This window comes from Mariniluteicoccus flavus (assembly GCF_054776655.1).
This window is the reverse complement of record NZ_BAAHBN010000002.1, coordinates 432,848-452,383: the sequence shown is the minus strand read 5'-3', so window position 1 is coordinate 452,383 and position 19,536 is coordinate 432,848. Positions and strand designations below refer to the sequence as shown.

Annotated in this window: 24 protein-coding genes, 1 tRNA gene and 1 riboswitch; of the genes, 3 read left to right on the top strand and 22 right to left on the bottom strand. The window is 70.4% G+C overall.

Going from position 1 to position 19,536, the window contains the following annotated elements; translation table 11 throughout:
* Positions 1–10: 10 nt before the first annotated feature.
* From rplT to ACYVAG_RS06040, 16 genes are all read right to left on the bottom strand, one after another.
* Entirely contained in the window at positions 11–382 is a 372-nt protein-coding gene (gene rplT / locus ACYVAG_RS06115; RefSeq protein WP_460767953.1) for a 50S ribosomal protein L20, read from the bottom strand.
* A 173-nt stretch (positions 383–555) separates the two neighbouring features.
* The gene (rpmI, locus tag ACYVAG_RS06110) at positions 556–750 is read right to left on the bottom strand and encodes a 50S ribosomal protein L35 (protein WP_460767950.1); all 195 of its coding nucleotides are present in this window, start codon (positions 748–750) and stop codon (positions 556–558) included.
* Positions 751–878: 128 nt separating this feature from the next.
* Positions 879–1,550: a translation initiation factor IF-3 gene (gene infC, locus ACYVAG_RS06105; RefSeq protein ID WP_460768047.1), complete on the bottom strand. Its 672-nt coding sequence runs from the start codon at positions 1,548–1,550 to the stop codon at positions 879–881.
* A gap of 292 nt (positions 1,551–1,842) precedes the next feature.
* A complete protein-coding gene (locus ACYVAG_RS06100) occupies positions 1,843–2,391 on the bottom strand; it encodes an SseB family protein (RefSeq protein ID WP_460767947.1) in 549 nt (182 codons plus the stop codon).
* A 61-nt stretch (positions 2,392–2,452) separates the two neighbouring features.
* Positions 2,453–2,926 carry a hypothetical protein gene (locus tag ACYVAG_RS06095; RefSeq protein WP_460767944.1) on the bottom strand — a complete coding sequence of 158 codons (474 nt, stop codon included), beginning with the start codon at positions 2,924–2,926 and terminating at the stop codon, positions 2,453–2,455.
* A gap of 52 nt (positions 2,927–2,978) precedes the next feature.
* Positions 2,979–3,446 carry a PH domain-containing protein gene (locus ACYVAG_RS06090; protein ID WP_460767941.1) on the bottom strand — a complete coding sequence of 156 codons (468 nt, stop codon included), beginning with the start codon at positions 3,444–3,446 and terminating at the stop codon, positions 2,979–2,981.
* Entirely contained in the window at positions 3,443–4,303 is an 861-nt protein-coding gene (hisG, locus tag ACYVAG_RS06085) for an ATP phosphoribosyltransferase (RefSeq protein WP_460767938.1), read from the bottom strand. Before hisG ends, ACYVAG_RS06090 begins: the two co-directional genes overlap by 4 nt.
* 43 nt (positions 4,304–4,346) lie before the next feature.
* A complete protein-coding gene (locus tag ACYVAG_RS06080) occupies positions 4,347–4,610 on the bottom strand; it encodes a phosphoribosyl-ATP diphosphatase (protein WP_460767935.1) in 264 nt (87 codons plus the stop codon).
* A gap of 34 nt (positions 4,611–4,644) precedes the next feature.
* Positions 4,645–5,649 (bottom strand): ABC transporter substrate-binding protein, encoded by a 1,005-nt coding sequence (locus ACYVAG_RS06075; protein WP_460767932.1) that lies wholly within the window; start codon positions 5,647–5,649, stop codon positions 4,645–4,647.
* A 36-nt stretch (positions 5,650–5,685) separates the two neighbouring features.
* Entirely contained in the window at positions 5,686–6,450 is a 765-nt protein-coding gene (locus ACYVAG_RS06070; protein WP_460767929.1) for an ABC transporter permease, read from the bottom strand.
* Between the two features lie 95 nt (positions 6,451–6,545).
* Positions 6,546–6,673, bottom strand: a riboswitch (FMN riboswitch).
* A gap of 80 nt (positions 6,674–6,753) precedes the next feature.
* Positions 6,754–8,061: an AI-2E family transporter gene (locus ACYVAG_RS06065; RefSeq protein WP_460767926.1), complete on the bottom strand. Its 1,308-nt coding sequence runs from the start codon at positions 8,059–8,061 to the stop codon at positions 6,754–6,756.
* 66 nt (positions 8,062–8,127) lie between these two features.
* Positions 8,128–9,366: a cysteine--1-D-myo-inosityl 2-amino-2-deoxy-alpha-D-glucopyranoside ligase gene (gene mshC, locus ACYVAG_RS06060; RefSeq protein WP_460767923.1), complete on the bottom strand. Its 1,239-nt coding sequence runs from the start codon at positions 9,364–9,366 to the stop codon at positions 8,128–8,130.
* Positions 9,367–9,454: 88 nt separating this feature from the next.
* On the bottom strand, positions 9,455–10,261 hold the full coding sequence (locus ACYVAG_RS06055; RefSeq protein ID WP_460767920.1) for an SCO1664 family protein: 807 nt from the start codon (positions 10,259–10,261) through the stop codon (positions 9,455–9,457).
* A complete protein-coding gene (locus ACYVAG_RS06050) occupies positions 10,236–10,832 on the bottom strand; it encodes a DUF3090 domain-containing protein (RefSeq protein WP_460767916.1) in 597 nt (198 codons plus the stop codon). The genes ACYVAG_RS06055 and ACYVAG_RS06050 overlap by 26 nt, the downstream gene beginning before the upstream one ends.
* 10 nt (positions 10,833–10,842) lie before the next feature.
* Entirely contained in the window at positions 10,843–11,598 is a 756-nt protein-coding gene (locus ACYVAG_RS06045) for an MSMEG_4193 family putative phosphomutase (RefSeq protein WP_460767913.1), read from the bottom strand.
* Positions 11,599–11,611: 13 nt separating this feature from the next.
* Positions 11,612–12,142 (bottom strand): flavin reductase family protein, encoded by a 531-nt coding sequence (locus ACYVAG_RS06040; RefSeq protein WP_460767910.1) that lies wholly within the window; start codon positions 12,140–12,142, stop codon positions 11,612–11,614.
* An 82-nt stretch (positions 12,143–12,224) separates the two neighbouring features.
* On the opposite strand from ACYVAG_RS06040, the gene ACYVAG_RS06035 reads away from it, so the two are divergent.
* A complete protein-coding gene (locus ACYVAG_RS06035; protein ID WP_460767907.1) occupies positions 12,225–13,061 on the top strand; it encodes an undecaprenyl-diphosphate phosphatase in 837 nt (278 codons plus the stop codon).
* A gap of 107 nt (positions 13,062–13,168) precedes the next feature.
* Here the strand turns inward: ACYVAG_RS06035 and ACYVAG_RS06030 are convergent, their stop codons facing one another.
* Positions 13,169–14,209 carry an LLM class F420-dependent oxidoreductase gene (locus ACYVAG_RS06030; RefSeq protein WP_460767904.1) on the bottom strand — a complete coding sequence of 347 codons (1,041 nt, stop codon included), beginning with the start codon at positions 14,207–14,209 and terminating at the stop codon, positions 13,169–13,171.
* 63 nt (positions 14,210–14,272) lie between these two features.
* On the opposite strand from ACYVAG_RS06030, the gene ACYVAG_RS06025 reads away from it, so the two are divergent.
* Complete coding sequence (locus ACYVAG_RS06025) at positions 14,273–15,238, top strand: aldo/keto reductase (RefSeq protein WP_460767901.1); 966 nt, start codon at positions 14,273–14,275, stop codon at positions 15,236–15,238.
* 19 nt (positions 15,239–15,257) lie between these two features.
* Here ACYVAG_RS06025 and ACYVAG_RS06020 read toward each other — a convergent pair whose 3' ends face one another.
* Positions 15,258–15,500 (bottom strand): DUF5703 family protein, encoded by a 243-nt coding sequence (locus ACYVAG_RS06020; RefSeq protein WP_460767898.1) that lies wholly within the window; start codon positions 15,498–15,500, stop codon positions 15,258–15,260.
* A 13-nt stretch (positions 15,501–15,513) separates the two neighbouring features.
* Positions 15,514–16,521, bottom strand: coding sequence for a zinc-binding dehydrogenase (locus ACYVAG_RS06015; protein WP_460767896.1), 1,008 nt, complete (start codon positions 16,519–16,521; stop codon positions 15,514–15,516).
* A 127-nt stretch (positions 16,522–16,648) separates the two neighbouring features.
* Here ACYVAG_RS06015 and ACYVAG_RS06010 point away from each other — a divergent pair.
* A tRNA-Leu gene (locus ACYVAG_RS06010) sits at positions 16,649–16,734 on the top strand.
* Positions 16,735–16,948: 214 nt separating this feature from the next.
* Here the strand turns inward: ACYVAG_RS06010 and ACYVAG_RS06005 are convergent.
* The 3 genes from ACYVAG_RS06005 to ACYVAG_RS05995 all read right to left on the bottom strand — a co-directional run bounded on the left by ACYVAG_RS06005 (position 16,949) and on the right by ACYVAG_RS05995 (position 19,451).
* Positions 16,949–18,469 carry a flotillin family protein gene (locus ACYVAG_RS06005; protein ID WP_460767892.1) on the bottom strand — a complete coding sequence of 507 codons (1,521 nt, stop codon included), beginning with the start codon at positions 18,467–18,469 and terminating at the stop codon, positions 16,949–16,951.
* A gap of 43 nt (positions 18,470–18,512) precedes the next feature.
* Positions 18,513–19,013: an NfeD family protein gene (locus ACYVAG_RS06000; RefSeq protein ID WP_460767889.1), complete on the bottom strand. Its 501-nt coding sequence runs from the start codon at positions 19,011–19,013 to the stop codon at positions 18,513–18,515.
* A gap of 102 nt (positions 19,014–19,115) precedes the next feature.
* On the bottom strand, positions 19,116–19,451 hold the full coding sequence (locus tag ACYVAG_RS05995) for a putative quinol monooxygenase (RefSeq protein WP_460767886.1): 336 nt from the start codon (positions 19,449–19,451) through the stop codon (positions 19,116–19,118).
* Between the last annotated feature and the right edge of the window lie 85 nt (positions 19,452–19,536).

Sequence of the window (19,536 nt, the reverse complement as noted above, 5' to 3'; positions counted from 1 at the left end):
CGGGCTGCGCTCAGGCAGCAGAGGTCTCACCCTGGTTGGCCTTGGCGATCTCGACCAGGGCGACGAACGCCTTGGGGTCGGTCACGGCGAGGTCGGCCATGATCTTGCGATCGACCTCGACGCCCGCGTTCTTCAGGCCGTTGATGAAGCGGTTGTAGGTCATGCCCTCCGCGCGGGCAGCGGCGTTGATGCGCTGGATCCACAGTTTGCGGAAGTCGCCCTTCTTCGCACGACGGTCGCGGTAGGCGTAGACCATCGAGTGGGTGACCTGCTCCTTGGCCTTGCGGTACAGGCGCGAGCGCTGACCGCGGTAGCCGGAGGCGAGCTCGAGAACTTCGCGGCGCTTCTTCTGCGCATTCACAGAACGCTTGACGCGTGCCATGGGTAACTCCTTGGTTCGGTGTGCCGGCCCTCATGGGTGGCACGGAAAGTCTTGGATGGTGGGGGGCTTCGACTCGCTCCGCTCGCTCAGCCAGCGTGAACCTTGAAGTTCACGCTCAGCCAGCGTGAGCCCTGAAGTTCACGCTCAACCAGCGTCACGACCCGAAGAGAGGCTCACTTGCCGAGCAGCTTCTTGGCCTTCTTGGCGTCGCCCTTGGGCAGGACGGCGTCGCCGGTGAGGCGGCGCGTACGCGTGGAGGGCTTGTGCTCGTTGAGGTGCATCTTGCCGGCCTGGCGGTGCATGACCTTGCCCGAACCCGTGATCTTGAAACGCTTCTTGGCACCGGAGTGCGTCTTCATCTTCGGCATGTTGCCGCTCCTTCAGGCGCACAGCGATCGCTGTGCTGTCGTGGCTTCCCGCAGGGCGTGGTGTGCCCTCGGGTGACCGGTCCCGCCCGGGGTCGGTCGGGGTGCCGTGTCGAGTCGATCCGGATGGATCAGAGATCGATGTCGGGGTCCATGTTGTCGGCCGGACCCTTCTTCTTCTTCTTGGGAGGCTCGGCCTTGAACTCCTCGCGGCGCGCGGCCAGCGCTGCCTCCTCGGCCTCCTGCTCGGCGGTGCGGGCCGCCGTGCGGGCGTCCTTCTCCGCCTGGACGTCGACCTTGGCCTCGGTCTTCTTCTTGGTCGGTCCCAGCACCATCAGCATGTTGCGGCCGTCCTGCTTCGGCGCCGACTCGATGTAGCCGAACTCCTCGACGTCATCGGCCAGCTTCTTGAGCAGGTTGAACCCCAGCTCGGGACGGCTCTGCTCACGGCCGCGGAACATGATCGTGATCTTGACCTTGTCGCCCGCCTTGAGGAAGCGCACGACGTGACCCTTCTTCGTGTCGTAGTCGTGGCCATCGATCTTCGGGCGGAGCTTCATCTCCTTGATCACGGTGTTCGTCTGGTTGCGGCGCGTCGCACGATCCTTCTGATCGGTCTCATACTTGAACTTGCCGTAATCCATGAGCTTCGCGACCGGGGGTCGGGCCATCGGTGCGACCTCGACGAGATCGAGGTCGGACTCGCGGGCAAGCCGCATGGCATCCTCGATCCGGACGATGCCGACCTGCTCGCCGGCGGGGCCGACGAGACGGACCTCCGGAACGCGGATGCGCTCGTTGATGCGCGGTTCGGTGCTGATGTGTCCTCCTGGTTGTCGAAAGTGATCAATCCGCCGACGGATCAGGAGCCTGGAACGAACAAAGGCCCCCGCACGCGCGGAGGCCTGAAAACCACGACACCACGCCTTCCGGGATGATGAAGCATCCCCGGCGCTGTGCCGTGACCGACCCGACGACCAGAGGTCGTGGCGGGTGGAGGATCAGGTCCCCACTTGTGGATCCGTCCGTGGACGAATCGGTCGGGGACCAGTCTAGACCAGGCGTACGCGTCGGCGAAATCGGCGCGCGGCCGCCTCACTCCCCCAGGACCAGCCAGCCGAACGAGCCGTCCTCGAGGCGGCTCAGCCGTCGGCCGAGCGCCAGCTGCTCGAGCACCACTCCCTCGATCTCCAGCGGCGCGGGGCCCTGCAGGTCGATCAGCACGGTGCCGCAGCCCGAGGACGCCGCCGACTCGGCGACGGTGTCGAGCGTCGCAGGCACGGGTCGGGCCTTCGGGTCCCAGGCGGTCAGCGCGTCCATGCCCGTGAAGGCGAGCATGGCCCGGCGGCCGTCGGCCGCCTGCAGCATCACCGCCGACATCGCCGCCTGGCGCTCGGGGTCGTGCTGCATCGTCTCGTCACCGGTGGCCACCAGGGGCACGAGCAGGCGCGACAGGCAGAGCTCGGCGACGGCGGCGAGGTAGGTCTGGGGCGACCCGTCCTGGCGTGTGCCGGCCAGGGCCCGGCGTACGGCCTCGGGCGCGGCGCCGTCGTCGTCGGCGAAGGCGTCGGAATAGCCGCCGAGCGAGCGCCCCTGGCCCAGGGAGGAATCGTGGGGATGGGCGTGGTCGGGGGTGTCGGGCATGAGGGCCAGACTAACGTGGCTTCGACTCGCTTCGCTCGCTCAGCCAACGTTGGGCCGACGACTATTCGATGCCGCGCTGCTTGAGCAGGGCCTCGATCTCGTCCATCTCGGGATCGGCGGCGCCCTTCTTGGACCCGCCCTTCGGGGTCGGCGCCCCCGAGGCTTTTCGACCCACGGCGGTAGGGGCCGCCGAGCGGCCGGCGGGCGCCGTGCCACTCGACTTCTCCACGGCCCGCCGCGTGGCGCGCCGATGGGCCAGCCAGCCGCCCACGACCCACAGGACCACCGTCAGGCCGATCAACCCCAGCCCGGTGATGGTGAGGGGGTTGAGCGCGACCTGCTGGACCCAGCGCCACGCAGCCTGGCCAAAGTCGATCACCAGTCGCAGGAGACCGCTCAGGTACAGACCCACGGGAAGGGCAGCGAGCCCCAGCCACTGCACGGCGCGGCCGCGGCGGTCGCGCACGCAGAGCAGGACGGCGAGGACGAGGGCGACGACGCTGAGGACGATGCAGACGGGGAGGACGGGATCCATGTGCCCAGCGTTCCACACCGGGGCCCCGAAACCCATGGGGGACGACCCCGAGTCAGGCCCGGTGGCGCAGCCAGCGCTCCCTGATCTCGGCGACGGCCTGGCGGCAGCGCTCTCCGTCGGTCGATTGCACGCCCAGCAGCATGGTGCGCGACGGGTCGTCGGGGTTGTCGATGTGGATCGCGTAGGCCCAGGGGTCGCCGTGGCGATAGCGGATCTCGGCGATCTCCGACCACGCGAGCGTGCGGCGGGCGATGCCGTTGCGGACGCGCAGCCCCGCACGATCGGCCGTGACCGTGCACGTGCCGAGGCCCATCATGAGCCCGATCATGAACAGCTCGAAGAAGATCAGCGTGCCGATCTGGAACCAGGTGAACTGGACGCGGATCGACCGGTCGAGCGCGAACCACCCCCACACCGACAGCGCGACCAGCACCAGCGAGAAGGCGCTGGACCAGATCAGCAGGTTGCGGGGATACCAGGTGCGGGGAGCGTCGGGACCGGCCGTCGGGTCAGCGCTCACAGTCGGCAGGCGGCGATGTCGGTGACGAGGATCGCGCGGGCGCCGAGGTCCCACAGGTCGTCCATGACGCGTTGGGCGTCCGTCTTCCGGACCATCGCGCGGACGGCGACCCAGCCTTCGCGGGCCAGCGGCGACACGGTCGGCGACTCGAGCCCCGGTGTCAGCGCCGAGGCGCGTTCGACCAGGTCGGAGCTCACGTCGTAGTCCATCATCACGTAGTTGCGGGCGACGAGGACGCCGGAGAGCCGCCGGACGAGCAGGTCCAGACCGGCCGGCGCGTCCAGGCCGGCGCGCTGGATGAGGATGGCCTCGGAATGGAGGATCGGGTCACCGAACAGCTCCAGGCCGGCCTGGCGCAGCGTACGCCCGGTCTCGACCACGTCGGCGATGACGTCGGCGACGCCCAGCCGGATGGCGGACTCCACCGCGCCGTCGAGCTTGATGAGGCGCGCGGAGACCCCCCGCTCGGCGAGGTGTGCCTCGACGAGGCCCGGATACGACGTGGCGATCCGGCGACCGGCCAGCCCCTCGACGGTGTGGTCCTCGTCGGCGGGTGCGGCGAAGCGGAACCTGGTGGCGCCGAAGCCGAGCTGGAGCACCTCGCGGGCCTCGGCGCGCGAGTCGAGCAGCATGTCGCGGCCGGTGACGCCGAGGTCGAGGGTGCCCTCCCCCACATAGACCGCGATGTCGCGCGGCCGCAGGTAGTAGAACTCGACGTGGTTCGCGTCGTCGACGAGGACGAGGTCCTTCGAGTCGGTGCGCTGGCGATAGCCCGCCTCGCGGAGCATCAGGGCGGCCGACTCGGCAAGCGACCCCTTGTTGGGGACGGCGATCTTCAGGGTGGGGCGCTCGGTCACGTCGGCCAACCCTACCCGGGTTCCGGGAATGTCATCGCCGTTCTCACAGGTGCCTGTAGACGTCGCCCGGCTCGAGGCCGAGGGCCACCATCATGACCTGCACGTGATAGATCAGCTGCGACATCTCCTCGGCCGCGGCCTCCTTGCCCTCGTATTCCGACGCCATCCAGACCTCGGCGGCCTCCTCGACGATCTTCTTGCCGATGTGGTGGACGCCGGCGTCGAGACGCTGCACGGTCGACGAGCCCTCGGGTCGGGTGCGGGCGATCTCGGCGAGCTCGGCGTACAGGCCGTCAAACGTCTTCACGCGCCCACCCTAGTCGTCCCGCCGGCACAGGCCATCATCGCGAGACCACGTCGGGTGCGACCGCCGCGGCGGGGTCGACCGGCGCCTTCGTGAGGCCCTGGTCGGCCATGAACCGGCTCATCGCCTGCCACTGGGCCGGGTCGAGCCTGCCCGACGCGCGCCCGCCGGGGACCCACAGCGGCAGTGTGGCGTCGAGTGTCGCGCGGGCCGCGGTGCGCTGCTGCTCGACGGCGAGGGTCGGCACGTGCTTCTTCGCGACCTCCACGGCGCGGGCGGGGTCGCTGCGGACCGCCTCGATGCCGTCGACCATGCCGTCGGCGACCTGCCGCACGAGGTCGGGCTTCCCCGTCAGGTTCGCGCGCGTGGTCAGCAGCGAGATGGACACCAGGGGGATCTGCGGCGCGAGCGGGACCTGGCGTACGCCGACGCCGGCCAGCCCGAACTGCACGACGTCGTTGTTCGAGAAGCCGACCACCGCGTCGACCTTGTCGGTCGTCAGCGCGGCCTGCTGGGTGTAGCCGATCTCCAGGACCTTGACCCGCTCCTCGGTCAGCCCCGCCCCCGCGAGGGCGACCCGCAGCCCGAACCACGACTCGCCGTATCGTCCGGGCAGGCCGACGGTGCGGCCCGCGAGGTCGGTCGGGGTGCGGATCGGCGAGGAGTCCTTGACGATGAGGGTCACGGGGTACGCGCGGTAGTAGGACGCGACGGCCACGAGGTCCATGCCCTGCTCTCGGGCCTGGAGGAGCTCGTCGCCGCCGGCGATCAGGAAGTCCTCCTGGCCTCCGGCGATGGCGGTGAACAGGCCCTCGTTGGCGCCGTGGTGGCGCAGCGTCGCCTGGACGCCGCGTCGGGCGAACATGCCGTCGACGTCGGCGGTGTAGAACGGCGCGAACTGGATGTTCGGGATGTAGCTCAATCCGATGGTCGCCTTCTGGGCGTCCGGGGCCGTGGGCGCGGCGGGGCCCGAGGTCCCGCAGCCGGCGAGGCCCGCCGCGACGAGTCCGGCGGAGGCGGCGAGGAGGGAACGGCGATGCATAGAGTGCCTTTCGATCGGGAACGGGCGTACGCGGGGTCACGCGCGGTTGAGCAGCGCGTTGATCGTGCGGGAGCGGCGCTCCCACAGGTGGATGAGCGAATAGACGCCTGAGGCGACGACGCAGAGGACGAGGATGCTGGCGAACATGCCGGCGGTGTCCACGGCATCGCGTTGCAGGGTGAGGATCGTGCCCATCCCGGCGCCGCCCATGACCATCTCCCCCACGACCGCGCCCGTCACCGAGAGGGTGAAGCCGTTGCGGAGGCCGGCGAGGACCGACGGCAGCGCCATGGGTCCCTCGATGTGGCGCAGCAGGGCCAGCGAGCCGGCGCCGTCCAGGCGTGCGGCCTCGACGACGTCGGCGTCGACGTGGCGCAGACCCACGACCGCCGAGATGAGGATCGGGAAGAAGACCATCAGCGCACAGAGCAGCACGATCGCGCCGAGGCCGTAGCCGACCCAGAGGACCAGCAGCGGGGCGAGGGCGATGGCGGGAATGGCCTGGGTGGCGCCGAGGAAGGGTTGGACGGCCGCCGACGCCAGCGACGAGCGGTGGATCAGCAGCGCGAGGGGCAGGGCGACGGCCACGCCGGCGGCCGAGCCCGCGAGGGCCTCGACCAGGGTCGCACCTAGATAGGGCCACGCCTCGCCGCCCACCAGGAGGTCACCGAGGCGCGCGACGACGGCGGCAGGCGACGGCAGGAGGTAGGCGGGCGCCCCCCGCGACAGCAGCCACCAGGCGACGACGAGCAGCACCCCGAACAGGGCTGGTGCGGTGATGTCGCGGCGCGACAGCCTCATGATCTCCTCCAGCCCGCACGGGGACCGGGGTCGACGAGGCAGGGGCGCACGCCACGGCGTACGCCGACCTCAGCGCACGCCGCGACCGGGCGTACGCCGTGTTCCTCCCATCCGGACTTTCACCGTCGGTAGGGGAATTCCACCCCTTCAACCGCACGCAGGCTGCGTACGGGTCGCGGACTGTCACCGCCGGCTCGGACTTGCACCGACCCCGGAACACGCACGAGCACAACTAGTGGACTCGTGTTTCGGCGAGCATAGCGCGCCCGGAGCGGGATCTGTTCCCGCATCCGGGGCGCGGGCTCAGACGTCGCGATGGGTGTGGCGACCGCGCTCGTCGGTCCTGCCGGCCTTCGCGCGGCCGTCGTCCCCGGTGTGCTGGTCGCCCTTGCCCTTGTCACCCTTGTCCTTGTCACCCTTGTCCTTGCCGTCCATCTCCTTCTCGGGCTCGACGGCCTCGGCCGTCGTCCTCGCGTCCGCCGACCGCATGTCGGCGGCGAACAGCGCGTTGGCCCAGCGGGCGTTGGGGTCGGAGTCGATGAGGACGGCCTTGGCGAGCAGCGTGCACGGCAGCGCGAGGAGCGCACCCAGCGGGCCCAGCACCCACGCCCACAGGATCAGCGAGATGAACGCGATCGTGGGCGTGACCCCGACCGCGTCGCCGGTGAACTTCGGCTGGATCACCGACTGGACGATGAAGTTGACCAGCGAATAGCCGATGACCACGGCGAGGGCGGCCCACGGCCCCTTGTCGAGCAGCGCCATCAGCGCCGGGGGCACCAGGCCGAGGATGAAGCCGATGTTCGGGATGTAGTTGGTGAGGAACGACAGCACGCCCCACGCCAGCGCCAGCGGGACGCCGATGATCCAGAGCTCGATCACGTTGATGACCCCGACGATGAGACCGAAGATCGTCGTCACGACCCAGTAGCGGCGCACGCCCTCGGCGAACGAGCGCATGGCCTCGATGATGCGGGGGTGGAACTTCGCGGCCTTGTCCATGCGCTCGCCGAAGTTCACCGAGTCCATCATCAGGAACAGGATCACGGTGACCACGACGGCGAGCAGCGAGGCGACGCCGGAGACGTTGGAGAGCACACCGCTGAGGACCGACACGATCGACTGCGGGTTGATGCCCTTGGCCTGCTGGGTCAACTGGTCCTGCGAGATGCCGAACCGGCCGAGCAGGGCGAGGATCTGGTCCCACATGCCCATGAACTTGTCCTTGTACGCCGGCAGCTCGGTCACCAGCATGGTGATCGATCCGCCGAGGGCGACCAGGAACACGATGAGGAACAGCAGCACCACGGCGCCGGCCACCACGGCGGCGAGCCAGCGGGGGGCGCGGTGCTTGACGAGGAACGACTGGAGCGGCGAGACCGCCAGCACCAGGTTGATGGCCAGGAAGACCGGTCCGACCATGTCCTTGAGGCCCTGGACGCCCTGCAGGACGAACCACGCCGCCGCGAGGCTGAGGAGGATCAGCAGGACACGCGGCAGGCCCCAGTCGGAGCGATCCGGCTCGTGCATCTCGTCGTAGGACGTGCGGTGCTCTTCGGCGTGCGACAGCGACATGGGGGTGTGGTCGTCGGCGGTCATGTCGTGGCTCACGGGGCTCCTCGGCTAGGCGTGGGCCTCAGCGTACGGCAGAAAGTCGACTCCTCGGCGGACGCGGGCTCAGAGGCGTACGCCGAGCAGGGCGTCGCAGAGCTGCCGCACGAGCGCCGGGGCGTCGGTGTCGTCGCCCTCGACGCTGAGGGCGGCGGCCGCCCAGGTGTCGACCGCGGCGAGCGCGGCCGGGGCGTCGAGGTCGTTCGCCAGGGCCGCGCGGACGTCGGCGAGCACCTGCGTCGCCGACAGGGTGGCCGGCTGGGTCACGGCGTCGCGCCAGGTCTGGAGCCGCGACCTCGCCTCCGCGAGGAGGTCGTCGGTCCACGACCAGTCGGTGCGGTAGTGGTTCGCGAGCAGCGCCAGCCGGATGGCCATCGGGTCCTCGCCCTGCTCGCGCAACCTCGACACCAGCACGAGGTTGCCCTTCGACTTCGACATCTTCTCGCCGTCCAGGCCGACCATGCCGGCATGGACGTACGCCCGGGCGAACGGCTCGCCGGTCGCGACCACGGCCTCGGCCGCGCTCATCTCGTGGTGGGGGAAGACGAGGTCGGAGCCGCCGCCCTGCACGTCGAAGGTGGCGCCGAGGAACTTCTCGGCGATCGCCGCACACTCGATGTGCCAGCCCGGGCGGCCCTCCCCGAAGGGACTGCCCCAGCTGGGCTCGCCCTCGCGGGCGGCCTGCCACACGAGGCAGTCGAGAGGGTGGCGCTTGCCGGGGCGATCGGGATCGCCGCCGCGCTCGGCGAACAGCGCGAGCATCGTCGGTTCGTCGAGCCCGGAGACCTCGCCGAACCCGCCGCTGGCGTGCACGTCGAAATACCAGTCGGGGTGGTCGCCCTCCACCTGGTAGATGGCGTTCTCGGGCATCTTCTGCAGCAGGTCGACCACGAGCGGGATCGACTCGACCGCGCCGATGTAGTCGTCGGGCGGGATGACGTTGAGGGCCGCCATGTCGGTGCGGAACAGCTCGGTCTCGCGCTCGGCGAGCTCGGCCCAGTCCACCCCGGTGGCGGTGGCGCGCTCGAGCAGCGGGTCGTCGACGTCGGTGACGTTCTGGACATAGTTCACGTTGAGCCCGCGGTCGCGCCACGCACGATTGAGCAGGTCGAAGGTGACATAGGTGTTCGCGTGGCCCATGTGGGTCGCGTCGTAGGGCGTGATGCCGCAGACATAGAGCCGGGCCGTGCCGAGGTCGGGGCCCACGGCCACGTCGTCGCCGCGGGACGTGTCGCGGACCTTCAGCCGCGGGGTGTCCTCCGCGTGCGGGAGGAGGGGGACCGGGGCCGCTTTCCATGCCTGCATGGCGACGAGCCTACCGACTCGAAACCAGTGCTCCGACCAGCGCGAGCGCGGTGGTACGCGAGGGCGCGTACGCGGGTTCTCGGCTGCGTCAGAACGGCGGCCAGGGCACCGACGGCCAGTCGTCGTTCGGTTCGGGGAGCGTCCCCCCGGCCAGCATCGCGGCGCAGCGCTCGTGGAGGGCGTCGATCTCGGCGGCGGTGACGAGGCCCTCGAGCGCGGCGTCGGCGGTCTCGATGGTGCGCTCGAGGAGGCCACGCTCGTCGGCCGTCAGCGGCTCGCCGGCCCAGCCCCACAGGAGCGTACGCAGCTTCGGTTCGACGCCGAGGCTGACGCCGTGGTCGCAGCCCCAGACCCGGTCGCCGTCGACGAGCACGTGGCCGCCCTTGCGGTCGGAGTTGTTGATGACGGCGTCGAACAGTGCCATGCGGCGCAGACGTGTGTCGTCGGCGTGCACCACGACCACCTCGCGCTCGTTCTCGTCGAGGCCCTCCATGATCGGGAACCACCCGTCGGGCGCCGCGTCGGCGGGGACGAGGTCGACCAGGCCCTCGACGGCCTCGGGATCGGAGTCGATCCACCGCTGCAGCGAGCCGGGTCCCCACGGTCCCTCGACCAGCAGGGTCTCGGGGACGACGTCGAAGCCGGCGGCCTCCGACAGGCGGAAGGCCGCGACCTCCCGCTGCGCGAGGTTGCCGTCGGGGTAGTCCCACAGCGGCCGCTCCCCCGCCACGGGCTTGTGGACCCAGTGGACCTCGTCGGGGCCGACGGCGCAGAGGAACGTGGCGTTGGAGGCCGTGACGAGCCGGCCCAGGACGCGGAAGGTCGTCTCGGCCGGTCCGTCCGCGGAGTCCCCGTCAGCCGACTCCCTGTCAGAAGAGGGGGCGTCGATAGCCATTGGCCCTCGGGCAGATGTGGCCGGCGGGATCGATCGGCTGCAGGCAGAAGGGGCAGGCAGGACGGCCCGCGGCCACGACGGCCTTCGAGCGGGCGACGAAGTCGCGGGCGACACTCGGGCGGATGCGTACGGTCAGGACCTCGCCGGCACGCTCGGCCTCCGCGCGGGCGACCTCCTCCGCGGACTCCTCGTCGGCGAGCTCGACGTCGGACTCGTCGTCGTCGGTGACCGAGAACATCTCGATGACGATGCGCTCGTCGGCGGGGTCCCAGGCGATCGTCATGGTGCCGACGCGGAACTCCTCGTCGATGGGGGCGTCGAGCGGCTCGTTGTCGTGGGCGACGTCGCGGGGCGGCGGAACCACGACCATGCCGCCCGTGAGGCGCCCGATCTCCCCGAGGATGCGGTCGAGGTGGTCGGCCAGAACCTGCACCTGCTGCTTCTCGCACACGACGCTGACGAGGCGGTTGCCCTCGCGCGCCTGCAGGAAGAACGTGCGGTCGCCCGGTTCGCCGACGGTGCCGGCGACGAAACGGTCGGGGGCGTTGAAGGTGTGCTCGACTGCGGCCATGCCCACCAGCCTAGGCGCCCGCGCCAGCCGGGGGGACCGAGCCGCCCGGCAGGTGGGCGGAGTTGGGGCCACCGGCCAGGGCCTGTGCTCCCAGCCCGCCCCCGACGGCGGCGTCGGCGGCCGTCGCGGGGTCGGCGGGGAGCACGCCCGCCAGCGACGCGGTGGTCGAGTTCATGGTCACGACGTAGGGACGCTGGTCGGTGTAGCGGATGGCCTGGATCGACGCCGGGTCGACCATGATGCGCTGAAAGCCGTCGAGGTGGAGGCCGAGTGCGTCGGCGAGGATCGCCTTGATCACGTCGCCGTGCGAGACGGCGAGCCAGGCGGCCTGCTCGCCGTGCTCGGCGGCGATGCGGCGGTCCCAGTCGCGGATCGACGCGATGGCACGGGCCGACATCTGGGTCATGGCCTCGCCGCCGGGGAACCGGACGGCCGACGGCTGGGCCTGGATCACCTTCCACAGCGGGTTGTCGGCCAGTTCGGCGAGGCGGTGACCCGTCCAGTCGCCGTAGTCGCACTCGGTCAGACCGGGCTCCTGGTGGACGGGCAGCTCGCGGCCGCCCAGCAGCAGGTCGGTGGTCTGGACGCAGCGCAGCACGGGCGAGGTGACGGCGGCGACCAGCGGCACGTCGGCGAGGCGGGCGGCGGCGTCGGCCGCCTGCTGGCGACCGGTGTCGTCGAGTTCCACGCCCTCGGCGCGGCCGGCGAGGACGCCCGCGGTGTTGGCGGTCGAGCGGCCGTGGCGGACCAGGAAGACGGTCGTCATGGTGCGAGCCTAGTCAGTGGCTCGGGGACGGTGGTCCGTCGAGGTCGCGATAGCGACCCCGCACGTGCGCCATCGGCATGGCCTCACCCGGCTCTGCATGCTCGATGCGGCCGCGCAGGAGCAGCGCCCATCCCGCGTGGTCCGGGTCGGGTTCGAGGCGTACGCCGAGCCACGACGCCCCCACCAGCCGGGGACCCCAGGCAGTGTCCTCCCACTCCCCCATCCGGAACGGTCCGCCGGGGGCAGGGGCGATGCGGGCGAAGGCGTCGGCCAGGGCGCGGTGGGCGTAGCCCAGGACGCTGATGCAGGCCGTGCCCGTGACCGCGACGGCGTCGGCCAGCTCGGAGTCCTCGTCGAGCAGCCCGAGCACCTCCGCCGGATCGCCGTCCGCGACCAGCATCGACGAGACCGTCCACCCCTCGCGCGTACGCCCCTCCCCCGTCGTCCAGACCGTCACGGGCGCGGGCAACCGCCCGCGGAGCCGGCGTACGGGGTCGCGATCGGGCTCGGGGGTGGCGAACGGGTGGTCGGAATGGATCGTCACAGCACCGATTCAACCCCACGGCTAGGGTGGTCGCCGGCCCCGCCTCCCCGCATCGCGGGCCAGCACCGACGAAAGTGACCCCATGAACTGGTTCCACTCGATCCTCCTCGGCATCGTCGAGGGCCTCACCGAGTTCCTCCCCGTGTCGTCGACCGGCCACCTGACGGTCGTCGAGAAGCTGCTGGGCTATCGCATCGACGACCCGGGCATCACGGCCTACACCGCGGTGATCCAGATGGGCGCGATCCTCGCGGCGGTGCTGTATTTCTGGAAGGACATCGTGCGGTTGGCGACGGCGTTCTTCGCGGGGGTGGCCGACAAGGGCAAGCGCGACCTGCCCGATTTCCGGCTGGGACTCGGCGTGATCGTGGCGACCATCCCCATCGTGGTCATCGCTCTGGCGTTCAGCGACCTCGTCGAGGGCGCGTTCCGCTCGATGTGGGCCGTCGCCGGCGCGCTGATCGTGTGGTCGTTCGTCATGTGGATCGCCGACCGCGTCGGCACGCAGGAGCGCGGCGAACAGACCGTCGGGGTGAAGGACTCGGTGTTGATCGGCCTGGCGCAGTGCATCGCGCTGATCCCGGGCGTCTCGCGCTCGGGCGCGACGATCTCGGCCGGCCTCCTGATGGGGCTCGACCGCGTCACGGCGACCCGGATGTCCTTCTTCCTCGGCATTCCCGCGCTGCTCGCGGGCGGCACCTACCAGGCGATCAAGGCGGCCGGCGACATCTCGGAGACCGTCGGCTGGACCGCGACCGGCATCGGCATCGTCGTGTCGTTCGTCGTCGGCTATGCGTCGATCGCGTGGCTGCTGAAGTTCGTTGCCAGCAACAACTTCACGGGCTTCGTGATCTATCGCGTGGCGCTCGGCATCGGCATCATCGGCCTGCTGGCCGGTGGGGTGATCACGGCACACTGAGGGCGGCCTCGCTCGGAGAACGTTCTCCGAGCGAGCGCAGCGAGACGAGGAGTTGCCGCCGCTTCTCGTTCTCCGAGCGAGCGCCAGCGAGACGAGGAGTTGCCGCCCTACAACGATTCCGCCGCCTTCGCCAGCGCCGTCAGCGCCGCCTTCTTCTCCTGCGTCGTGCGCCCCGTCGGCGACACCGCACACGTCGTGACGCCCGCGTCGCGCAGCTCGGCCAGGCGGTCGGTCAGCCGCGATCCGTTGCCCAGCAGGGAAGTCTGGTCGATGAGGTCGACCGGCACCTCCGCCATCGCGTCGCGCGGCTGGCGGGCGAGATAGAGCTCCTGGACGCGCTCGGCCTCGCGCTCGAAACCCATCCGGCGCGCCAGCGCGTTGTAGAAGTTCGTGTCCTTCGAGCCCATGCCGCCGATGTAGAGGGCCGCGTACGGGCGCACGGGCTCGGCGCAGGCCGCCACGTCGTCGCCGACGACCAGCGGGAACGTCGGCACCACGTCGAATCCGGTCAGGTCCTTGCCGACCTTCGCGCGGCCGGCGGCGATCGAGTCGAGCTGCTCCGACGCGTACGACGCGGCGAAGAACACGCCCAGCCAGCCGTCGCACAGCTCGCCGGCGAGCTCGAGGTTCTTCGGGCCGACCGCGGCCAGGTAGGTCGGGATGCGGGTGCTCGGCGGCCGCACCATGAGCTTCAGCGCCTTCCCGGGTCCATCCGGCAGCGGGAGGTCGTGGTGCTTGCCGTGGTGGTCGACCTTCGCCCCGGACAGGGCCTGCTCGACGACCTCGAGGTATTCGCGCGTGCGGCCGAGCGGCGAGGCGAACCGGACGCCGTGCCAGCCCTCGGAGACCTGCGGTCCCGACACGCCGAGGCCCAGCCGGAAGCGCCCGCCGGTGAGCATGTCGAGGCTCGCGGCGGTCATGGCGGTCATGGCCGGCGTACGGCCGGGGATCTGCATGATCGCCGACCCGACGCCGATGCGCTCGGTCTGGCCCGCGAGCCACGCCAGCACGCTGACGCAGTCGGAGCCGTACGCCTCCGCCGCCCAGACCGAGTCGAAGCCGAGGTCCTCCGCGTGGCGGGCGAGGGCGAGCTGGGCCTGGGGATCGTCGGCGCCGACCATGTAGCCGAGGTTGAGTGCGAGCTTCATGGGCCCATCGTGCCACTGGTTACCTGGAAGTAACAGAGTGTGGGCCCACTACAGTGATCCCCCATGGAGATGCGACAGGTCGGGGCGTCCGGACTCACGGTGTCGAGACTCGGTCTCGGCACGATGACCTGGGGGCGCGACACCAACCGCTCCGAGGCGAAGCAACTCCTGCGGACCTATCGCGACGCGGGCGGCTGCCTGCTCGACACCGCGGCCGCGTACGGGCACGGCGCCTCCGAGACCGTCATCGGCGAACTGCTGGCCGCCGACACCGCGCGCGACGAGGTCGTGATCATGACCAAGGGCGGCTTCGTGCAGCGCGACGGCCACCGGGTCGTCGACACGTCGCGACGCGCCCTGCTCGACGACCTGGACGCGTCGCTGCGGCGGCTGCGTACGGACCACGTCGACGTGTGGCAGGTGCACGCCTGGGGCGACGCCCCACTCGAGGAAACCCTTGCGGCGTTGGACTTCGCGGTCACGTCGGGCCGCGCACGCTATGTCGGGGTGTCGAACTTCATCGGCTGGCAGACCGCCCAGGCGGCGACGTGGCAGACAGCCTTCCCGGGGCGTACGCGCCTGGCGTCGGCGCAGGTCGAATATTCGCTGCTGGCGCGGCGCGCCGAGGTCGAGATCCTGCCCGCCGCGCGGGCGTTCGGCATGGGCATGTTCCCGTGGTCGCCGCTGGGGCGCGGCGTGCTGACGGGCAAATATCGCAGCGGTACGCCGCGCGACTCCCGCGCGGCCACCCATTTCGCGTGGTTCGTCGAGCCCTATCTCGAGCAGCGATCGCGCGCCGTCGTCGAGGCCGTCGCCAAGGCCGCGCAGGGCCTCGACCTGACGCCGCTGCAGGTCGCGCTGGCGTGGGTGCGCGACGCCCCGGGCGTCACCGCTCCCCTGCTGGGCGCGCGCACGGCCGCGCAGTTGAGCGAGTGCCTGGAGGTCGAGGAGATCGAGCTGCCGGGCCCGATCGCGTCGGCGCTGGACGACGTGACGGGCGGACCGGCGGCGGGGCGTACGCCGGCCTGAGCGGATCACTGGACCCACGTCAGGACCGGGCGTACTCCGACTCGATGGTCGGCCGCACCCGGATGATCTTGCGGCGCACCCAGATCTCGCGGCTGCCGTCGCGATAGCGGCGGAGCCGCTCCAACTCCCAACCGCCGTGCTCGGCACGGTCGGTCAGGAGCCGGCGTACGGCGTTCTTCGACCACGTGTGGTCCACGCGCAGGCGCTCCACCTCGAACTCGGGCGCGGGCCGGTCGCGGCGGCGGGATTCCCAGGCGGACAAAGAGATCCTCCGATCAGCGGCTGAGGACGACCTTCAGGCGGCCGGTGTTGGGGACGTTGGCGCGGTCGTACGCCTCCTGCACCTCGGCGAGGTCGTCGAACGAGTATTTGTGGGTCGTGAGGTTGTTGGCCAGCGTGGGGTCGGCCTGGAGGTATTTGTCCGCCGCGACGAGCATGCGGTGCTTGTCGCGCGTCAGGCCCGAGCGCAGCGTCAGGTCCTTGAACAGGAACGACTCGAAGTCGAGGGCGCGCGCCTCCTCGTCGGGGACCCCGAACGCGAAGATGAACCCGCCGGGGTTGACCGCGCGGATCGCGTCGTTGAGCGTGAGGGTCTGGTGGCCGACGGCCTCCACGACGATGTCGGGGCGATCGGCGTCGGAGATGTCCATGGACCACTGGGTCGAGTGGGCCTGCACGAACTCGTCCACGCCGAAGGTCTTCGCCGACTCGCTGTGGTCGACCGGGTCGATGCCCATGACGTGGGAGGCACCGGCCTCCTTCATCAGGCGGGCGAACATCACACCGATCGGTCCCTGGCCCAGCACGGCGACGCGCTTGCCGCGGATGTCGGGGATGCGCTCGACCGCGTAGATGACGCAGGCCAGCGGCTGCAGGTTGATCGCGACCTCCGGCGACCACCGTTGGTCGTACGCGAGGACCGCGTCCCCCGGCACCTTGATGTAGGGACGCAGGCCCTCGTAGGAGAGCGCCCAGCCCACCACCCGGTCGCCGACCTTGTGGTGGGGGCTCCGGGTCGCGACGACCTCGCCGAGCGTCTCGTGCATCGGCGAGCCGGGCTTGGCGATGAAGCCGGGGTTCGGCGGATCGATCTTCGCCTCGCCTCCCGCGAGCTTGCCGACGATGCCGCGGAAATAGGGCAGGTCGGACCCACAGATGCCACCGGCGAGGACCTTCAGCAAGACATCACCTTCGGCCAGGTCGGCCTCGGTCGGGCGAGGCAGCTCGTCGCGGCCGAACGTCATCGGGGCCGTGAGCGAATGGGTCTTCATCATCTCCGTCATGCGCACGATTATGAACGTACGCAGGGCTTCGCGGGAGACCTTCTTGCGCTGGTGTAGCCGATGTGCGACGCCTGCGATTCTTTGCTAAGGTTCTATGGCTGTGCCGGGGTGAACCGGCACGACCCGGGTCCGGGTGGCGGAATAGGTAGACGCGCTAGCTTGAGGTGCTAGTCCCCGTTACAGGGGGTGGAGGTTCAAGTCCTCTCTCGGACACAACGGCGAAACCCCGCCTGACTTCGGTCAGGCGGGGTTTTGGCGTTTGGTGGCTTCGACTCGCTGGCGCTCGCTCAGCCAACGTGAAGGAGCCGGGCTCGCTCAGCCAACGTGAAGGAGCCGGGCTCGCTCATCCGGCGTGAAGGAGCCGGGCTCGCTCATCCGGCGTGAAGGAGCCGGGCTCGCTCATCCGGCGTGAAGGAGCCGGGCTCGCTCAGCCGGCGTCGGTGCGCTCCACCGTCGTGGCCGGTGCGCTCGGCGTCGTGGCGGACTCCGAATATTGCGACACCAGCTTCGACAGGTCGACGCCCGTCGTGTTCTTGATCAACTCCATCGTCTGGACGACGTTGTTGGTGACCTGCTTCGGCACCGCGCCAGCCCCGTCGGTCGAGACGACCGTCAGCTTGTCGATGTTGGCCATCGGCGCCGCGACCTCGCGCGCCACCTGCGGCAGCACCTCGACAAGCATCTGCAGGACGGCCGCCTCGTTGTAGCGGGCGAACGCCTCGGCGCGCTTGTTCATCGCCTCGGCCTCGGCCTGACCTGTCGCGAGGATCGCCGACGCCTGGGCCTCGCCCTCGGCGCGGACGGCGTCGGCCTCGGCGATGCGTCGGGCCTTCTCGGCCTCACCGCGACGGGCTCCCTCGATGGCCTCGGCCTCGGCCAGCGCCGAACGCCGGGACTTGTCACCCTCACCCGTCAGGCGCGCGGTCTCGGCCTCGGCCTGGGCCCGCGCGATCGAGGTCGCCTTCGCCGCCTCGGCCTGGAGGATGTCGGCGTTCTTGCTCGCCTCGGCCTCGGTCTCGCGGCGATAGCGCTCCGCGTCGGCGGGCTTGCGTACCTCGGTGTCGAGCTGGCGGTCCTTCAGCGCGGCCTGGCGTACGGCCACCTTCTCCTGCTCGGCGAGGATCGCCTGGTCGCGGTCGGCCTGCGCCAGCGGGCCGGCGGCCGCGGCCTGGGCCGATGCGGCGTCGGTCTCGGCCTTGATCTCGGCGGTCTTCAGCGCGAGCGCGCGGTCGCTGATGGCGATCTCCTGCTCGGCGATGATGCGGGCCTGCTCGGCCTCGCGCCGCGCATCGGCCTCGGCGACCGACGCGATGCGGTTGGCCTTGGCGGCCTCGGGACGCCCGAGGTCGGACAGGTAGCTGCCGTCGTCGGTGATGTCCTGGATCTGGAAGGTGTCGAGCACCAGGCCCTGGCCCGTGAGCGAGCTCTCGGCCTCGTCGGCGACGCGCTGGGCGAACGCCGCGCGGTCGCGGATGATCTGTTCCACCGACAGCGAACCCACGATGGACCGCAGCGAGCCGGCGAGCGTCTCCTGGGTGAAGGTCTCGATCTCGTCCTGCTGGGACAGGAATCGCTGCGATGCGGCGCGGATCGAGTCCTCGTTGCCGCCGACCTTGACGATGGCGACGCCGTCGAGGTTCAGCTTGATGCCCTGGCCCGACACCGCGCCCCGGATCTGGATCATGATGCGGCGACTCGAAAGGTCGAGGACGTGGAGGCGCTGGACGAACGGCACGACGAACACGCCGCCGCCCATGACGACCTTCTGGCCGGACAGGTCGGTGGAGATCTCCCCGGTCTCGGGGTTGCGTACTTCCTTGCCCTTCGAGCCGGTGACGATGTAGGCCTCGTTGGGGCCGGCCACCTTGTAGCGGCTGATCACGAGCAGGACCAGCACGATCAGCAGCAGCACCAGGGCGCCGATGCTGATCGGGAGGGTGAGGTCCATGGAATCTCCTTCTTTTTCTGGGGTGACACCGCCGGACGGGGCGTCAGGGGTGCAGCGGTTCCTCGGTCGGGGCGACCTCGACGGCCGTCGGCGACAGCACCTGCGACACCCAGACGCGGGTGCCGGAATCGAGCGCCGTCGCCGCACGCGCCGAGTAGGTCAGGCGCTGGCCGGCGAGGCGGAGCGTGACCTGGCCGAAGCCGTCGGCGGGGATGGCGGTGAGGACGCGGCCCTCGTGGCCCACGAGGGAATCCGCGGTGATCGTCGCGTCCGTGCGGGAGTTCTTGAGGTGACGGGTGAGCCAGATCGTCAGGGCGCTGAAGGCGGCGCCACCGAGGGCCCCGGCGAGGAACGGGAGGGCTGGGAGAGTCGTGAGCGTGTCGGTGGCAGCGGCCGTGAAACCGAACGCTGCAACGAAAGCGGCGATGCTGGCGATCGAGAAGATGTCGCTGCCAAGCAGGTCACCGGTGTCGAGGACCTCGCCGGCGAACAGCGACACCACGAGGATGGCGAGGCCGATGCCCCCGATGATCAAGAACCCCACGTCGCCCCCTGTCCAAGCGGGACGAGTCTAGGTGAGGAGGGGGGCACTCCTCGTCTCGCTGGGGGTCGGCTGGTGCCCTGGAGGCTTCGACTCGTTCCTCGCTCAGCCAGCGTGATCGGGCATCTCGATCTCGCCCAGCTCGCTCCACCCGTCGCCGGGGGCCTCGACGCTGATCACCTTCGGCCGCGAGGCGGCGTACTGGCCCTGGGTCCTCATCGCCTCGGCGAAGTGACCCGACTGCACGTGCTCCGCACCGGCCCGGGCATCACGGTAGGCCTCGATCAGCACGTATTCGTTCGGGTTCTCACACGAGCGCGACCACTCGAACCACAGGCAGCCCGGCTCGGCGCGGCACGCCTCGGTGAACTCACGGGTCAGCTCGAGGAAGTCGTCGGCGTATTCGGGTTTCACGTCCCACTTCACGGTGATGGCGATCATGGCTTCAGGCTACCCCTGTGCCCTTCCCCGTCGCCCCGGTGGAATCATGAGCCAGACATCGTCGTCAGTCCCCGGAAAGCGAGCC